Annotated in this window: 5 protein-coding genes and 1 pseudogene; 5 read left to right on the top strand and 1 reads right to left on the bottom strand. The window is 43.2% G+C overall.

Going from position 1 to position 16,347, the window contains the following annotated elements:
• The first annotated feature begins 316 nt into the window (after positions 1 to 316).
• The 4 genes and pseudogenes from J2Z48_RS07710 (at position 317) to J2Z48_RS07690 (ending at position 11,136) form a co-directional block, all read left to right on the top strand.
• The gene (locus J2Z48_RS07710) at positions 317 to 9,037 is read left to right on the top strand and encodes a DNRLRE domain-containing protein (protein ID WP_307252432.1); all 8,721 of its coding nucleotides are present in this window, start codon (positions 317 to 319) and stop codon (positions 9,035 to 9,037) included.
• A gap of 74 nt (positions 9,038 to 9,111) precedes the next feature.
• Positions 9,112 to 9,786 (top strand): DUF7003 family protein, encoded by a 675-nt coding sequence (locus J2Z48_RS07705; RefSeq protein WP_307252430.1) that lies wholly within the window; start codon positions 9,112 to 9,114, stop codon positions 9,784 to 9,786.
• 14 nt (positions 9,787 to 9,800) lie between these two features.
• A pseudogene (locus tag J2Z48_RS07700) lies at positions 9,801 to 10,384 on the top strand (suppressor of fused domain protein).
• A gap of 599 nt (positions 10,385 to 10,983) precedes the next feature.
• A complete protein-coding gene (locus tag J2Z48_RS07690) occupies positions 10,984 to 11,136 on the top strand; it encodes a hypothetical protein (RefSeq protein WP_307252426.1) in 153 nt (50 codons plus the stop codon).
• A 179-nt stretch (positions 11,137 to 11,315) separates the two neighbouring features.
• Here J2Z48_RS07690 and J2Z48_RS07685 read toward each other — a convergent pair whose 3' ends face one another.
• Complete coding sequence (locus tag J2Z48_RS07685; RefSeq protein WP_307252424.1) at positions 11,316 to 11,522, bottom strand: hypothetical protein; 207 nt, start codon at positions 11,520 to 11,522, stop codon at positions 11,316 to 11,318.
• Between the two features lie 357 nt (positions 11,523 to 11,879).
• On the opposite strand from J2Z48_RS07685, the gene J2Z48_RS07680 reads away from it, so the two are divergent.
• Positions 11,880 to 16,163 carry a PolC-type DNA polymerase III gene (locus J2Z48_RS07680; protein ID WP_307252422.1) on the top strand — a complete coding sequence of 1,428 codons (4,284 nt, stop codon included), beginning with the start codon at positions 11,880 to 11,882 and terminating at the stop codon, positions 16,161 to 16,163.
• The last annotated feature ends 184 nt before the right edge of the window (positions 16,164 to 16,347 follow it).

The raw sequence follows: 16,347 nt of genomic DNA, 5'->3' as shown, positions 1-16,347 counted from the left end.
CGGTTCAGCCAAACCGAGATATGCACGATATCAAAGTTGTTCAGGATTGCGGAATTGAATTTAAGTTACCCAATGCCGTCTTTAAACGAAAGAAACCAGATGACCGCTGTTCATGTGGAAGAAGAATTTATCCGAATGTATCCTCCCTCCGATGCCCCCTTTGCTTCCTTGAGTCTTTACCCACCATCGACGATTCCAATTCATAAGGGAACTCGTTTCCCTTCACCTTTTTTATTGACGAATTATGAACAAATGAAATATATTTCTATTGTATTATAAAAAATCTATATTTATCGAAAAATGGAGGGTTATCAAGGTGAGAAAGAAGAAACGAATGTTTCTCCGTAGAATGTTGTTATTGGTTTTATCATTTTTCATATTCTTCGGAACAGCCTTTCCAACTTCTACACATGCGGCTGATTTTGCCAGTACTACATATAAAGCCGCCGAGTGGGGTTTTCTATCTGTTTATATGAATGTAAAAGATGCATGGAACAACTTAACAGATCAATGGACTCTCGCATCCGAGAAGAGTAACGGAAGCAAGGAACTTTCGGATAATCAACAAAGCCTTCCAGCAAAAGAAACGACTCCCAAAGGGAAAAAGGTTGCAGACCCGAAACGGATGAAGGAGCTAGTGGAGCAACGGAAGATCAATGCCAAGTTCTATGAGCTTTCAGACGGTCGAATCGAAGCCGAAATAAGCTCAGATCCTGTCCACTATCGAGATTCGAATGGGAAACTACAAGATATCCAAAACGGTATCTCGAAGACAAGCCAAAAGGGGTACGTGTATAGCAACGAAAAGAATCAATTTAAAACGTACTTTAGCGATAAAGCAAATGAATTAGTCAAGATCACCAGCGGGAAGCATGCTATATCGATGGGATTAAAAGCTCCAGATAAATCGCAAGTTTCCCCTACGGTGAAGGGAAACGTTATCTCGTTTCCGGATATCTTGAATAAAAGCAAGATTGAGTACCAGACGGAAAATAGCAAAGTAAAAGAAAGAATTGTGTTGAATGAGAAGCCAGAGAGTAACGTATTTGACTTCATCCTCGAAACAGGAGATCTCGAACCCAAGTTACAATCAGACGGTTCCGTTTTATTCGTAGATAAAGGCGACGTGGGAGTTTTTAAGATCCCCAAACCGTTTATGTATGATAGTAAAAAAGAAGAAAACTCTCCATATGGCTATGCTTGGAGCCATGATGTGAAACAGGAAATTGTACAAGTAGATGGTAAGAACGTTTTACGCGTAACTGCTAATAAAGAATGGCTACATGATGAAAAAAGGGTAGCACCTCTCATTATTGATCCGACGATTGAGATTCAGCCGACTCCCGGAAATGGGGCGCAAAGTAGTAAAGATACCATGATTAACAGTTCTTCACCCACCACGAATTATAATGATAACTGGAGATTATCCGTAGGAGCAGATTCGTCGCAAATTTCACGCTCTCTTGTGAAGTTTGATACTTCTGTCATTCCTTCGGGAAGCAAAGTAGACTTCGCACAGGTCCAGTTATATTACGACCAAAATTTCTGTACCGGTTGTAAAGATACCGACCAAGATGTAACGTTTAGCCTCCACCGAATCCTTCAAGATTGGAATCCAGCCGAGGCCACATGGAAGGATGCAAAGAAAGGTGTACCGTGGACGAGTCAGGGTGGAACCTACCGCTCTGCTGTGGAAGCGAGTACTTATACGATTGATAATACTGACAGCACAGGCATCACCAAGAATGGTACATGGAACCTGTCTTCTAACGTAGCTGGGGGAGTCAATGGTAGTTATCACGCTGCACAATCCAATGATAAGAGCGCGACCAGCACCTTTACGTGGAAACCCTACCTAAATGAAAGTGGAACGTACAACGTATCGGCATCTAATGTTCAGGCATCCGATCGCGCTACTTCTGCCCCATATAGCATTACTCACAATGGGGGAACCTCCAAGGTCTATATCAATCAAAGAACATCCAGCACAGGTTATCAAGCATTAGGGCAATTCAAATTCGCTACGGGAGATAGCCACAGTATTACGTTATCTAACTATGACTCCAGCAAGAAAGTGGGCGGAGCCGTCATCGCCGACGCGCTTCGTTTTACCAAGACAGCGGAAGTGAATAAAGGTGCTAATGTGAACAACCGCTGGCATGATTATACCGCGCGAGATCTCGTTCAATCGTGGGTGGACGGGAGTCAAGAAAACTATGGAGTCCTCATCAAAGCCAAGGATGAATCGAAAAAAGTAGGCGGAGTAAGATACACGGCGAGTCAAAATTTTGATGAAAACTCGATTCGACCTAAACTAAAAGTGGTTTACGGAAAGCCGTCTGTTCTCTTAGCGGAACCAACCAAGATTTATGCCAACGGTGCGGAACTAAAGTGGACGAAGTATATACGTTCCGATTTCGTGGAGTATCAAATCCACCGAAGTACGGAGCAAAGCTTTATTCCTGATGAGACAACTCTTGTAGCCCCCATACCAAACCAGAATACGCTCACCTTCACCGATACGACAGCCACTCCAACCCCTGCCTATAGCAGCGATCCGTTTGGACGAGCCTATTTCTATCAAATTGCGGTGAAAACAGTAGACGGTACTATTGTTCCTTCTACGACTCAGCTGGTTCGGTTACCTAAGTCGGGTATGACCATTCAAGTTTTGCAAAATGCCATGGATACGACCATATCTTCGGAAAAACCGGGTGTGCCACACGACACCTTAGACGGGCAACCGTGGGATTCGATTGGGAATAACAGTTCTACCTATGGCAATACACGAAGTCTATTTAAATTTGATCTTTCTTCGATTCCAAGTACAGCGAAAGTAGTGAAAGCCGATTTTAGTCTATGGAGCTGGCAACGTGACAGTACAGGAAGCAAGAATGCCACCTATAATGCACATTATCTCTGGAAAGATTTCGAATCCGTTCCCCAGACCACATGGAAAAGTCACAGTGAAGCCTTTCACCACTCCGTACTCGATTACGTGACCAATGTTACTAACGATCCGAAGTGGCTCAACTGGGATGTCACCACAGCGGCAGATCGATGGGTAAGAGACCGAACGACGAACCGGGGCCTCATGATCCGTCATAGTGATGAGAGCAGTACCACAGCCAAAGAAAAAATCCTTGCAGTCAGTAGTGATGCAACCCTAGCACCACAGCTAAGACCGAAGATGAAAGTCGTTTATATTGATAAGAAAGCCGCTAACTCGTACTACGCGCCGAAAACGTCTACTACGATGAAGTCAGGCGAAACCTATCAAGTGGAGGTTACACTCTCCAATCCAACCGATACCGCATGGAGCGGTAGCACAGATTCACTCGGTTGCCATTGGGCGCTCCCTAACGGAACGGATCGGACAACCGAAGATAATTGTGTTGGAGCGCAGTTCAAGCCCATTGATGCGGATGGTAACGAGTCTGTCGCAACTGTTAACATCCCGCCCGGGCAAACGATTACCGTCCGTGGAAATGTAAAAGCTCCGGCCATCAGCCAACCGAACAAGCTCCGTGAAGGACTTATCCTACAATGGGACTTGAAACTCGATGGAAAGTGGCTATCCAAAAGCCAAGACCCCATTCCCACTCTGAATCAGTTCGTCATGGTCGAAGATCCGAATGGTGGCAAGGATTTAGGAGTGGATCAAAACCACGCTTCTACGGATGGGAAAACCAGCGGGACGGGGATTAATCTCTATCGGGGGAATGCGAGTTTCTCGTATGCTTCCTTTGAAAATCCATCTCGTGGGGACTTCTCTACTTCTGTCAACCTAACTTACAACAGCCTTGATACAAGTGATTCGCCTATTGGAGTCGGTTGGTCACTGGATACCTCTAGTTTTGTCAGGCTTGGCTCATCTTTAGGAGATCAGGTCTATACGGATAAACAGGATAAAATCACTCGGGGTTCCATGGATCTAATGGATAGTGACGGAACGAACCACACTTTTACATGGGATGAGAAAACGAAAGAATTCAAATCTCAGCCGGGGGACGAGCTATATCTCCAATATCTCAGCGGAGGATCAAGTAGTCGAAAGTGGGTTGTCACAGAACCAGATCGTACTCAATACTACTTTGATGACAAAGGATATTTAGTCGAAGCAACGGATCAGAATGGAAACAATCTTCGGTACACATACGAAGAAAAGAGCGTGAGTAACAAACCAATCAAGTTGCTACGTTATGTAACTGACTCGCAGAATCGTCAAACTCTAACGATTGAATACAACGATAATCACAAAGTATCGAAGATCAAGGCTCTACAACCAACAGCAACCGAGACACCACAGCGAGTAATTGAATTCACTTATGACGCATCTAACCGCTTAATAAAGTTTGTAGATGGCACGGGAACCAACATCGCAAAAACATATGAGTTTACCTATGACCTACTCTCTACCAACGTTATTAATCAGATCAAAGACCCTCGTGGAAATGTTACGAAGATCGATTACTATACAGACGGAGAAAACAAACATCGGGTTAGTAAGATGAGCAACAAAAAAGATGAGGTCATGCTCTATACGTATAACGATAAAGAGCGAATCGAAACCGATCTCAAAGGAAACTCAACCAAGTATCTCATGGATGACAAAGGAGATCCGGTTAAGGTTACGGATGCCAAAGGGAACGTAACCGAGTTTAAGTACGATCAAAACCATAACATGACGTGGAAAAAAGATCCGAATGGTGGTATTACCACATGGACATACGACGAGTTAGGTAATGTCTTAACCACGACCGATCCGGTGAACAATGCGATCTCAGATGAATCTAAACGGAAGTCGACTCGCTACGACTATCAGTATTCGCTCAACAAACACGTAGCGGAGTTGATTAAAACGACTACACCGGAAGGCCGCTTTACCAAGACCACCTATGATGAGGTGGGAAATGTAGCATCGGTGGAGGATACCGAAGGAAACAAAACCACGACTGCTTACTATGGAAACAGCGGACTTGTGAAGAGTGTCACCGATTCAAATGGCAAAGTCACCACTTACGGTGACCCAAGCGCGGCAGACTTCGGCTATGATGCCAACGGGGAAGCCAAGAAGGAAACGGATGCTCTAGGGAATACCACTGTTACCCAACATGACGACTTTGGGAATGTTATCAAAGTGACCGATCCCAAAGGGAGTATCGCCACCTTCACCTTCGATGTTTTTGGCCGTCCTCTTGAATCCAAGATGTCGAAAGATCAGGCGAAGGGTGAGTTTATCACTACTCCTGCCCCGGTCTATGATGCAAATGACAATGTAATCGAGAAACTTTCCGCTACTGGAGCGAAATTCGTCTACCAATATGATGAATACGACCGCTTAGTAGCGGAAATCGAGCCGAAAGATCATCCGAGTGATCCAGAGCGGAAAACCACCTATTTCTATGATGAATTAGGAAATCTCATTAAAGAAGTAGAACCGAAAGGCAATCTCACCGATGATCCGAATGATTACACCACAACGCATACGTACAATGAACTAAACCAACTCGTCGCCGTTACCAACAGTCAAGGGCATAAGATTACGTACGAGTACGACAAGATTGGGAACCAGACGAAAGTCACGCAGCCAAAAGGAAACCAGACTGCGGACAATCCTAACGATTACGTCGTCACCACTACGTACGATTTAAACAACCGCCCCATTAAGGTTACCGACGCAGATGGAAAATCCATCGAGACCGTTTACGATGCAGATGGCAAAACGATTCAAACCAAGGATAAAGAAGGCAATGTTCATAAAGTAGTGTACAATATCCGCGGACTTGTAGCAGAGGAACAATCCCCACAAAAGGCGGGCATAACCAGAACGACCCGTTATTCGTACGACCGGATGGGCAATGTAATCCAAGTCGATCCACCGCGTGGAACCGCTACGCCATACACAGACGATTTTGTTCAGAAGAAGGTCTATGATGATCTCGGCCGCGTGAAAGAAGTCATCTTCCCACGCGATCCAAATAGCTCTAACCCACGATTCAAGGAAGAGCAAAAAATCATGTACAAGTATGATTCTGTGGGCAACGTCATTGAAGTAAGTACACCGCCTTCCGAAGGACAAACGGAGCGTAACGTTTCCACCTTTAGTTATTACGACAATGGCTTGTTGCAAGCCGTTACGGATGCATGGGGCGTAAAAACCACCTATGAGTACAATCAAATCGGGAGTCAAGTAGAGCGCGTCGTTACCAGCTCCGACGGCAAGGTCGAACGGAAGATGACATGGGATTACTTCCCGGATGGCAAACTCAAGAAGAATACGGATGAAGGCTTGCAATCTAAAGGAAGTGCCTCTGACAACGAACGAAAACAATTCGAGTATGTGTACGATCCAAACGATAACATCGTTTCGATGAAAGACTCTAGCAGTAACAAAAAGGTCGATGAATACCGTACCTCCTATACCCCTCTTAATCAGGTGAAGGAAGTACAAGAAGTCGTGGACGGGATCGTGAAACGAAGTATCCAGTACGATTACGATATCCACGGGAACCTGCTCAAACAGGAGTATTCGAATAGTATCTCGGAATACAGTTACAACGGATTGGATCAAGTCACCCAGTTTTCACAAAAGAAATCCGCTCAAGATAACAAACCTCAAGTGTACGGTTATCAATATACGGTAAGTGGAAAAACCAAACAAGAAACAAAGCCAAACGGAATTGTAACCGATTATCAGTACAATCCAGACGGATCTGTCGCGCAATGGGAATCCAAGAAAACAAACGGAACTTCATTGCAGAAGCATAGTTATGAGTACGATCTTCATGGTAATCCCGTCAAGGATGTATACAATGGTCTGGACGCAAACAACAAGACAATCAACAACACATACGCGTACACATACGACCCGCGAGATCGTCTAGTCCGCTATGATAAATCAGGAACTCAATCCTCTACCGAGGAATACACCCTTGATGCAAATAGCAATCTGGTGCAAAAAACGAGAGACGGCGTACTTTCTACCTTTAAATATGATAAAAACCGTCTCATCGAGGAAACGGAAGCAGGTCTCACATCCAAGTATATCTACGATTCGTTAGGTCGAATTGATAAAATTACTATGGACGGCAGGGACAAAGAAACCTTTGCTTACGATCAATTTGATCGCACCATCGAGCATACGAAGCTGGACAAGGATAACGTTACGACTGTTAAGTCTCGTTTCTCCTATGACCCACTTGATCGTACTACATCAAAAGTTGAAAAGGCAGGAACGGCCAATGAAAAGGCGACCACCTTCAACTACTTAGGTAACACCGATCAAGTACTCTCAGAAGAAGTGGCGGGCAAGGTTACCCAGTCCTATTCTTACTCTGCATGGGGTCAACGCCTCACTATGCTAAAAGAAGATACGAAGGAGCTTTCTTACTTCGAATCAGGGAACAACGGTGTTGAGATGCTTACCGACGAGCAGGGTAATATCCGCTCCACGTACGGATATTCCCCTTACGGTGAAGACGATAAGGACATGTTTACGGGTGTAGATAAACACGATTCTACCAAGCCAGACAAAGACATGTACAACCCATTCCGTTACGAAGGCAAGCGCTGGGATTCAAATACACAGTCTTATGATCTCGGATTCCGTGATTATCGCCCGGGAGAGGGTAGATTTCTAACCAGCGATTCTTATAACGATGCAGGTGCTCATCTCGCTCTCATGATGGATACTGGAAACTACAACCTATACGGTTACACGGGAGGAAACCCGATTTCCAATAGCGATCCAGATGGTCACGCATGGTGGAATGATTGGAATGACTTCAAAGCGGGTGTTTCATCTGCGACCTCTGCCGTGGTATCTACTGTCTCTACTTACGCTCAGAAGGCATATACTGCGGTCAAAGAGGTAGTGAAGAGTACTTATAATGCAGGGAAAAAATTCGTCAAAAAGATTGTCGCTCCAATTAAACGAGCCATCAAGAAGGTTTACAACAAGGTGAAGAGCGCCATCAAGAAGGTCGTGAGCTACACCAAACGAGTTGTGAAGAAAGCCAAGAGTGCTATTAAGTCGATCACCAAGCCCAAGCCCAAATCGGCAACCAGTAGTAAGCCTTCGTCTTGGGTGTCTGCTGTACGAGAAACCGCTTCGTGGGTAGTAGCCGAAGTCCCGATTTTAAGTAGTGTCAATGATGCTGTAGTCCTCATTGCTGGACACGATTTCATCACAGGCGATGATGTCCCGAGACTCTACGGAGCAATCGGTCTTTTATCACCAATTAGCTCTAAAGAAGCAAGGCTAGGTGGAAAAGTGATTGAAGAGGCTGGAGAGCAGATTGGGAAGCGGATCAACTGCTTTACTGCTGGCACTCTAGTTCGTACTGCTCGTGGAGATAGACCCATCGAGGACATTCAAGTCGGCGATAAAGTCTTGTCCAAAGATGATAAAACAGGGGACCTTGCCTACCAGAAAGTAGTTAGCATCTTGAGCAGAGATGTTGATGAAATTTATACAGTTCATGTTGGCGATGAAAAGATCGAGACCACAGCCGAACATCCATTCTGGGTAGAAGGCAAAGGTTGGCTGAAGGTAGAAGATTTAAGTATTGGCGATTTACTTCTTACGTCGGAAGGAAAACAATTGCCGATAGCGAAAATCTTAGTGGAGAAGAAACACGCGACGGTTTACAATATGACTGTCGAGGGTTATCACACCTACTTCGTATCTGATTCACACATCTTTGTTCATAACAAATTGAAGCTTGACTTGCAGGCTTTTAGTGAGAAACCTAATACCTTAGTACCGGGTCCTTATGCAAAAGAATCTGTTCCTGGAACTAAGAGTAGAAGGTGGACGAAAGAACAGAAAGATGAAATTGATAGGATAGGGTATGAATACGGATGTCATACATGTGGTAGGAAAGATCCCGGTGCATTCAAGCGTTTTGTTCCAGATCATCAACCGCCTATCCAACTCAAGGATCAAGAAGCCTATGACCTTTATCCACATTGTAGTTATTGTTCATGGTCGCAAGGTGGTACAATAAGTGGGATGAAGCGTAGGAAAAAATAATTAGTATTAGCCAAAGGGCCAGCCAGTCCTTTGGCTAATATAAAATAATGTATTGAAAGGGAGTCGTATGTGATATGAATCCTTTAATGCAATTATTAGACAAGAAAGCTGATGAGTTTGATTTTCCTATTTTAGACAATGCTAACGTTGATTTAGCTCAGACTCGTCTCTCTATCTTTAAGGATAATGACAACTGGCTTATGACTTTTGAAATGGTAGGCTATTTCATTCCGGGACAAGATTTTGCGAGTGGGTTGTATGCTTATAGCAATAATCTTAATCACAATGGATTGAGTCGGATTTTTGAGGAAGTAATCTCTAGCTTTGATCAAGGACAATCTTTCATAGATGATAATGGGAGTTTTCTTCTATCTCCTTTCGAAAGAATTTGTTTTAAGATCTGGGAGGACACGTACTGCTTTACACCAACGTCTGATGATTACCTACATGCTGGTTTAGACCCGAAAGAGTTTTCCCCTACTACTTTTGTTAGGCTTATTAGTTCACTATACAAGGATAAACTTTGGTTAGATGATGATCTGATATTTTCCAGTTTATCTTTGAAACCAATGCCATTATTTTTCAGAACTGATGAATGGAATCATGATGATATTCAACCGAGTGAGCATCTATTCTTTCAACAAGTAGCTCAGGCACTCGAGAAGAATGATGCTACTTTGATTCATATTAAAGATCCAAATACTCATTGGAGTAATTGGGAGACCAGTATTACAGAGATCGACTATTGATGTAGGTGAAGAAAATGAGTGTGTCAACAGAGAGTAAACAAGTGGCCCAGATGATAAGAGAAGCATTTTGCGGCGAGAGGAAACCTTCTGTTATAAGGTACTGGGATGATAGCAGGGAGAATTCAATAGGTGTAGTAATTGCCTCAGACAGTCCTACCAAAGGTTACACCTCCTATTCAACAGTTGGACTTTGGGAGCATTCAATTGACCGTTTTGTTGATGGAGTTCCTCTACGAGTGGAAATCGCAGGATCTTGTATTTCGGATTTTGAATCTTTCCCGAATATGGTATCTACTTGTGCATTTAATATCATTAACTCTGGATATACTATTTTTCCGGGAGCTATATATCCTGATGTAGTAAGAATGTATATGTCAGATTCTCAAATGCAACATGCTTTCTTTGCTCCGCCTTTTTATGGGAAGGAGAATTAAAGACTATTCGTTTTGAAGAATGCAGTATTACGTGGTTGCAAATGATTCCAATTTCTGACGAAGAAATGGCTTATGCAGAGAAGAATGGAGCATCAGCTCTCGAGGAACTGCTAGAACAAAAGGAAATTGATTTTTGGGATCTGAATCGACCCTCGATTTTGTAGACATTGTAATTCATTTCGACAATATCGCCTCCAGCGGATGGTCTGGAGGTGATTTTTTGTTTTAAGTTGATGGTTACAAAGCTTGCTTTAATTAGTATAATAGTTTAAAAATACAAAATAATAATTCAATAATAATGAGGGATTCGTATGCTTCTTGCTTTTGTTTTGCTTTTTATTTTGGCGTGTTTCTTACCAATCTGTGTAATGATGTGGGTAGATATAATCAAAAAGGTAAAGAACACTAAGATCGATGAGGCCCGGAACAAAAAGGCTAAAAAGATAGCCGCATGGCTAGGGGGGATTACGGGCTTTTTATGGTTATTAATACTTGGGATATACTCTATCATTGACTGAAAGTAAGCTGTTCCCCGAATCGTTAGATACTCATAGCGAATCGGGGATTATTTTTATAGTTTATTTAACTGTTCTCTTGAATAGAAACATATGTTCTGGTATAATAATATGTATAAATCATAAAAAAATAATGGATTAAGAAAATATTTTTCGGGAATAGAGGTAGAAAGAATGAAAACATGATCAAAATTAAGCCTAGTAGTGTGTTCGCACCCCATACACAATTGATAGGAGCCACAACAACTATGCCAAAACACAATCTTGATCATGTAAAGTACTTAATGTGGGTAGTAGCTAAGAAATACGATGTACCTCCCACTCTCGACTTACACGAATTACAAAATTCGCTGAAAGGAAAAGTCGACGTTGACCAAATCAATATGTTGGTAACGAAATGATCTTAATAGATCGTATATATTAGACTACTATAAGAATGGCGATTGTATCAGAAGCGAGCTTCGCTTTTGACATGATCGCCATTCATTGTATCATTACTCTCCTCTAGCTTTGATCGATGCTCGTTACATCGTATGCATCTATTTCATTCTTTGAGATGGATACAAGTCTGTTTTTGACCCTAATTTTGCAGGGCGAGGGCTACCGATCCTAGCTCAGTAATAGGAAAAGGCGATTGTACCAGTTTTGGTATAGTCGCCTTTTGTAGTATGATGGGGTTAGATATGGAGTGGGAAATAGCGGTATCCTGTGTGTAGTACAGTAGGATCGCTAACATCGTCGCAATCGAATAGACCCTACCTCCCCATATCACAAATTCTTGGTTCATCAACAGCCTCTGGTAAGGAGTGGCTGTAAGTAAATCTTTCTACAATGATTTATGAACGTTATTCCTCTAGAAGGTAACCGAAAATCCTTACATCCTCGCAGGCTCACTATTTGAGCTGAGAACAGACACATTGCCCCGGGTCATCTCCATATACTGTCATCAATCACTCACTCATTCTTTTCTCTTCATTCTAATCATTTAGCAATTGTCTACAACCTAACAGCCTATCAACTGAACTCCTCCCTAGCAGGAGTTTTTTATTTTTCACCCGTATTTCTAGATGAATCTATTATTATTTGATAGAATGAAAGACATTGTATAACGGTTGATTACAGATATAGGGAGTAGGTCAAAATCATGTATGATCCGATGATCAACCTTTTTAAGGAAGTAAACTTACCAAGAGAATGGTATACCAACTACTATAAAAATGGACAAATATTACGAGTAGAAGTAAGCGAACGACAAAATACATGGGATTTGTTTATGGAGTTTCCTAAGCTGATTCCGATTGAGCTTACCCATCAGTTTGCTGTGGCATTGATGAATCACTATAAAGAATGGACGGTTCAAGTTCATTATCGATATCAATCAATCGACCATCAAGTTGCACTTCAGCAAGCGAAAACCTTTATTCAAAAGCAAATTAATGAAAATCATACTCGTTCTGCAGCGGCTTGGTTGGGGAAGGCGGAGTGGGTGCTCCAGGGGAATGAGATTTGCATCCAACTTCCGAATCCAGCTGTTCAAGCGATGGCAGAGAAGTTGCAAATTGCTGATCATGTGGCCCGTTACTATCGAGAATACACCGGGAGCCAGATGAAAGTTCGGTTGGTTAGCGAGCAAAATCAAGCTGACTACCGCACAGAGCTTTTGCAAAAACGGACTGAGGAAGAGCAGATGCTCATCGAGCAAGCGATGGAAGCGGAACGAGAGAGAGCCGCGACGATGACGGATGTCGCAGAGCCTTCTATCCAAGTTGCGAAAAAGCTTGGGGTGCATATTGGGAATGAGTCTGTCCAGATTCAAACGATTCAGGAAGAGGATCGACGTGTAACGGTACAAGGAAAGATCTTTAAAGCGGAGATTCGTGAATTAAAAAGCGGTCGCAAGCTCTTGATTTTCAACATCACGGATTACACGGATTCGATTTCTTGTAAGTGCTTTGCCCGAGATAAGGAGCAAGCGCAGGTCTTCCAACAGATTCAAAACGGCGACTGGGTCAAAATCCGTGGTGACGTACAATTTGATACATTTTCTCGGGAACTTTGCTTCATGGTAAACGATCTCCAAGAAGTTTCAATACCTGTACGCAAAGACGATGCAGAGGAGAAACGAATTGAGCTTCATTTACATACATCCATGTCTCCTATGGACGGATTACTTGCTCCAAGTGATTTTGTTAAAAAGGTAGCAAAGTGGGGACATAAAGCAGTAGCGATTACTGATCATGGTGGTGTTCAGGCCTTCCCGAAGGCTTACGAAGCGGCTAAAGATACGGGTATCAAGCTGTTATTTGGAATGGAAGCCAATATCGTGGATGATGCAGTACCTGTGACGATGAATCCACGTCCTACGAATCTAGTGGATGAGACGTATGTAGTATTTGACGTGGAGACGACAGGACTTTCTGCTGTGCATGATGTGATTATCGAGTTGGCGGCAGTCAAAATCCATAATGGAAAAGTGATCGATAAATTCTCTGAGTTTGCGAATCCACATCGTCCATTAGCACCGAAAATCATTGAACTGACTCATATTACAGATAGTATGCTAGTCGATGCACCTGAAGTGGACGAGGTGGTAGCTAGATTTCTAGAATTTATTGGCGATTGTGTCCTCGTTGCCCATAATGCCCGATTTGATATGGGCTTTTTACAACAAGCTGTCAATCGAATTAATGGCCCACAAGTAGTGAATCCGGTTATCGATACCTTGGAGTTGGGACGCTTTTTGTATCCATCCCTAAAAAATCACCGTCTAAATAACTTATCCAAGCATTTGGATGTCCATCTTGAGCAGCATCACCGTGCCATTTATGATGCGGAAGCGACCGGGTATGTGTTTTGGAAAATGGCGCAGGAAGCAGAGAAGCGAAAACTGTTTACATTAGAAGACTTGAATCAAAACGTAGATTTCATTGATGTGAAACGTTCTAGACCGTATCATGTGATCCTTTTTGCCAAGAATGAAACAGGACTCTATCATTTATATAAATTGGTTTCGATCGCTCACACTGAATACTTTTACCGAGTTCCCCGGATTCCGCGTAGTAAATTAGAAGAGTTCCGGGAAGGCTTAGTGATCGGTTCTGGTTGTGAGAAAGGTGAATTATATGATGCGGCGCTCAATAAAAGCCCTGAAGATGTGGAGAAACTGGCAGGTTTCTATGATTATCTAGAGATTCAACCGATTGATGTAAATATGCACTTGGTCGAAAAAGGCTTCGTTGCTAGTCCTGAGCAACTGAGAGCAGCGAATCGGCTTATTGTTCAAATGGGAGAAAAGCTAGGGAAGCCTGTAGTAGCGACGTCTAATGCCCACTATCTAAATCCTGAAGAGGCGATCCACCGGACGATTCTGTATAGGAACCTGAGTGGAGGGCGATTTACAGACGATCTTTCGCCGGCTCATCTACGTACAACAAACGAGATGTTACAAGAATTCTCGTATCTAGGTGAGAAGAAAGCGAGAGAAGTGGTGATTACAAATACGCATCTCGTGGCGGATATGATGGAAGAATTAAAGCCATTCCCAGACGATCTTCATGCGCCGAAGCTAGAGGGAGCCGAAGAAGAGTTGAGGGACTCCTGTTACGAAAATGCAAAGGCGAAGTACGGAAACGACTTACCGGAGATCGTAGAAGCAAGGCTGGAAAAAGAGCTGAAAAGTATCATTGGAAACGGATTTGCGGTTATCTATATCATCTCTCGCCGTCTCGTTATGAAGTCCAATGAGGATGGATACTTAGTAGGTTCACGTGGTTCCGTTGGATCTTCCTTTGTCGCGACGATGAGTAATATTACCGAAGTAAATCCGCTCCAACCACACTATGTATGCTCATCTTGCCAATATAGTGAGTTTATCTTAGATGGTAGTGTAGATTCTGGTTTTGACCTACCGGAGAAAGATTGTCCAAAGTGCGGAACGAAGCTGGATAAGGATGGACAAGATATTCCGTTTGAGACGTTCCTTGGCTTTGAAGGAGATAAAACGCCGGATATCGATTTGAATTTCTCGGGTGAGTATCAAGGTCGGATTCATGAGTACACAGAGGAATGGCTCGGTAAGCAATCGATCTTCCGAGCAGGAACCATCGCGACCGTGAAAGAAAAAACAGCGATTGGCTATGTGAAGAAATATGCGGAACAACAGAGCAAAAATCTTCGTTTCGCCGAAATTCAGCGTCTAGCAGAGGGATGCGTTGATGTCAAGCGGACGACGGGTCAGCATCCAGGTGGGCTTATGGTTGTGCCACAAGGAAGCGATGTCTTAAAGTTTACTCCCGTTCAATATCCTGCTGACGATATGAACGCGAAGACGGAGACGACTCACTTTAACTATAAGGCGATTGAAGGGCGACTCTTAAAACTGGACTTGCTAGCCCACCAAGACCCTACTACCTTACGAATGCTACAAGATACATCTGGGATCGATCCACTTCATTTACCACTTGATGATTCCAAGGTGCTGAGTATCTTCAACTCCTTGAGTGCACTCGGAATCAAGCCAGAGAGTGTAAATGGAATCAAAGTCGGAACAACTGGAATCCCTGAGTTTGGTACGGGCTTCGTTAGACAGATGCTCGAAGAGACGAGGCCTACTACCTTTTCTGAGTTAGTGAGAATTTCAGGATTGTCACATGGTACAGACGTATGGCTTGGGAATGCACAAGAATTGGTTAAAAAGGGACATAAGCTTTCCGAAACCATTTGTACCCGTGACGAGATCATGAGTTACTTGATGTACCAAGGTCTCCCGCCGAAACTCTCTTTCGATATCATGGAGAAGGTGCGGAAAGGGAAGGGGCTTTCTCCTGAATTTGAAGAGGAGATGCGTAGCAACAAAGTGCCCGAATGGTATATTGATTCATGTAAAAAAATCAAATACATGTTCCCTCGTGCCCATGCTGTTGCCTATGTAACCATGGCTGTGCGGATTGCGTGGTATAAAGTGTATCAACCGATTCACTACTATGCTGCCTTCTTCTACCGCATGATCGATGGATTTGACTGTGAAGTAATCTTAAAAGGACCTACTCACGTCGAACAAACGATGAAAGAAATTAAAGACAAAGGCTTCTCCGCGTCAGCCAAGGAGAAAAATTTATATACTACACTCGAGTTGGTACAAGAGTTCTTCGCAAGAGGCTTTACATTTAAACCAATTGACATCTATCGTTCGCACGCTACTCAATTTGTCATGGAAGGTGAGCAAACCCTGATTCCGCCGTTTAAATCACTCGAAGGTTTAGGGGAGAGTGTCGCTTACAAAATCATGGAGGCCCGTAAAAACGGGGACTTCCTCTCGATCGACGACTTCCAACAGCGGACGAAGGCGAGTTCTACCACGATTGATTTGCTTAGGACGATGGGATGTATGGAAGGGTTACCACAGAGTAATCAGCTTACGTTGTTTTAAGGAATGGTGAGGCTGGGAGTCTGATAGTAGACTCTCAGCTTTTTTAGTTGGTGTTTTGTGAAGGAACGGGGATATATGGCATCTGCATTATCAGCTGGCTTTCATTATGAGTAAAAGAGCCTCAACAATGTGAATGACGATTTCCTCTGGATTATTACATAATACTCTGCTTAAAAAATCTACT

Source organism: Croceifilum oryzae, from assembly GCF_030814315.1.
Classification (GTDB): Bacteria; Bacillota; Bacilli; order Thermoactinomycetales; family Thermoactinomycetaceae; genus Baia; species Baia oryzae.
Note: the sequence above shows the minus strand (reverse complement) of the source record. Positions and strands in the feature narration are given on the sequence as shown.

Coding starts and splice junctions, on each gene's coding strand:
- J2Z48_RS07680 (WP_307252422.1), top strand. CDS start 11,880: ATGTATGATCCGATGATCAACCTTTTTAAGGAAGTAAACTTACCAAGA.
- J2Z48_RS07685 (WP_307252424.1), bottom strand. CDS start 11,522: ATGAACCAAGAATTTGTGATATGGGGAGGTAGGGTCTATTCGATTGCG.
- J2Z48_RS07690 (WP_307252426.1), top strand. CDS start 10,984: ATGCCAAAACACAATCTTGATCATGTAAAGTACTTAATGTGGGTAGTA.
- J2Z48_RS07705 (WP_307252430.1), top strand. CDS start 9,112: ATGAATCCTTTAATGCAATTATTAGACAAGAAAGCTGATGAGTTTGAT.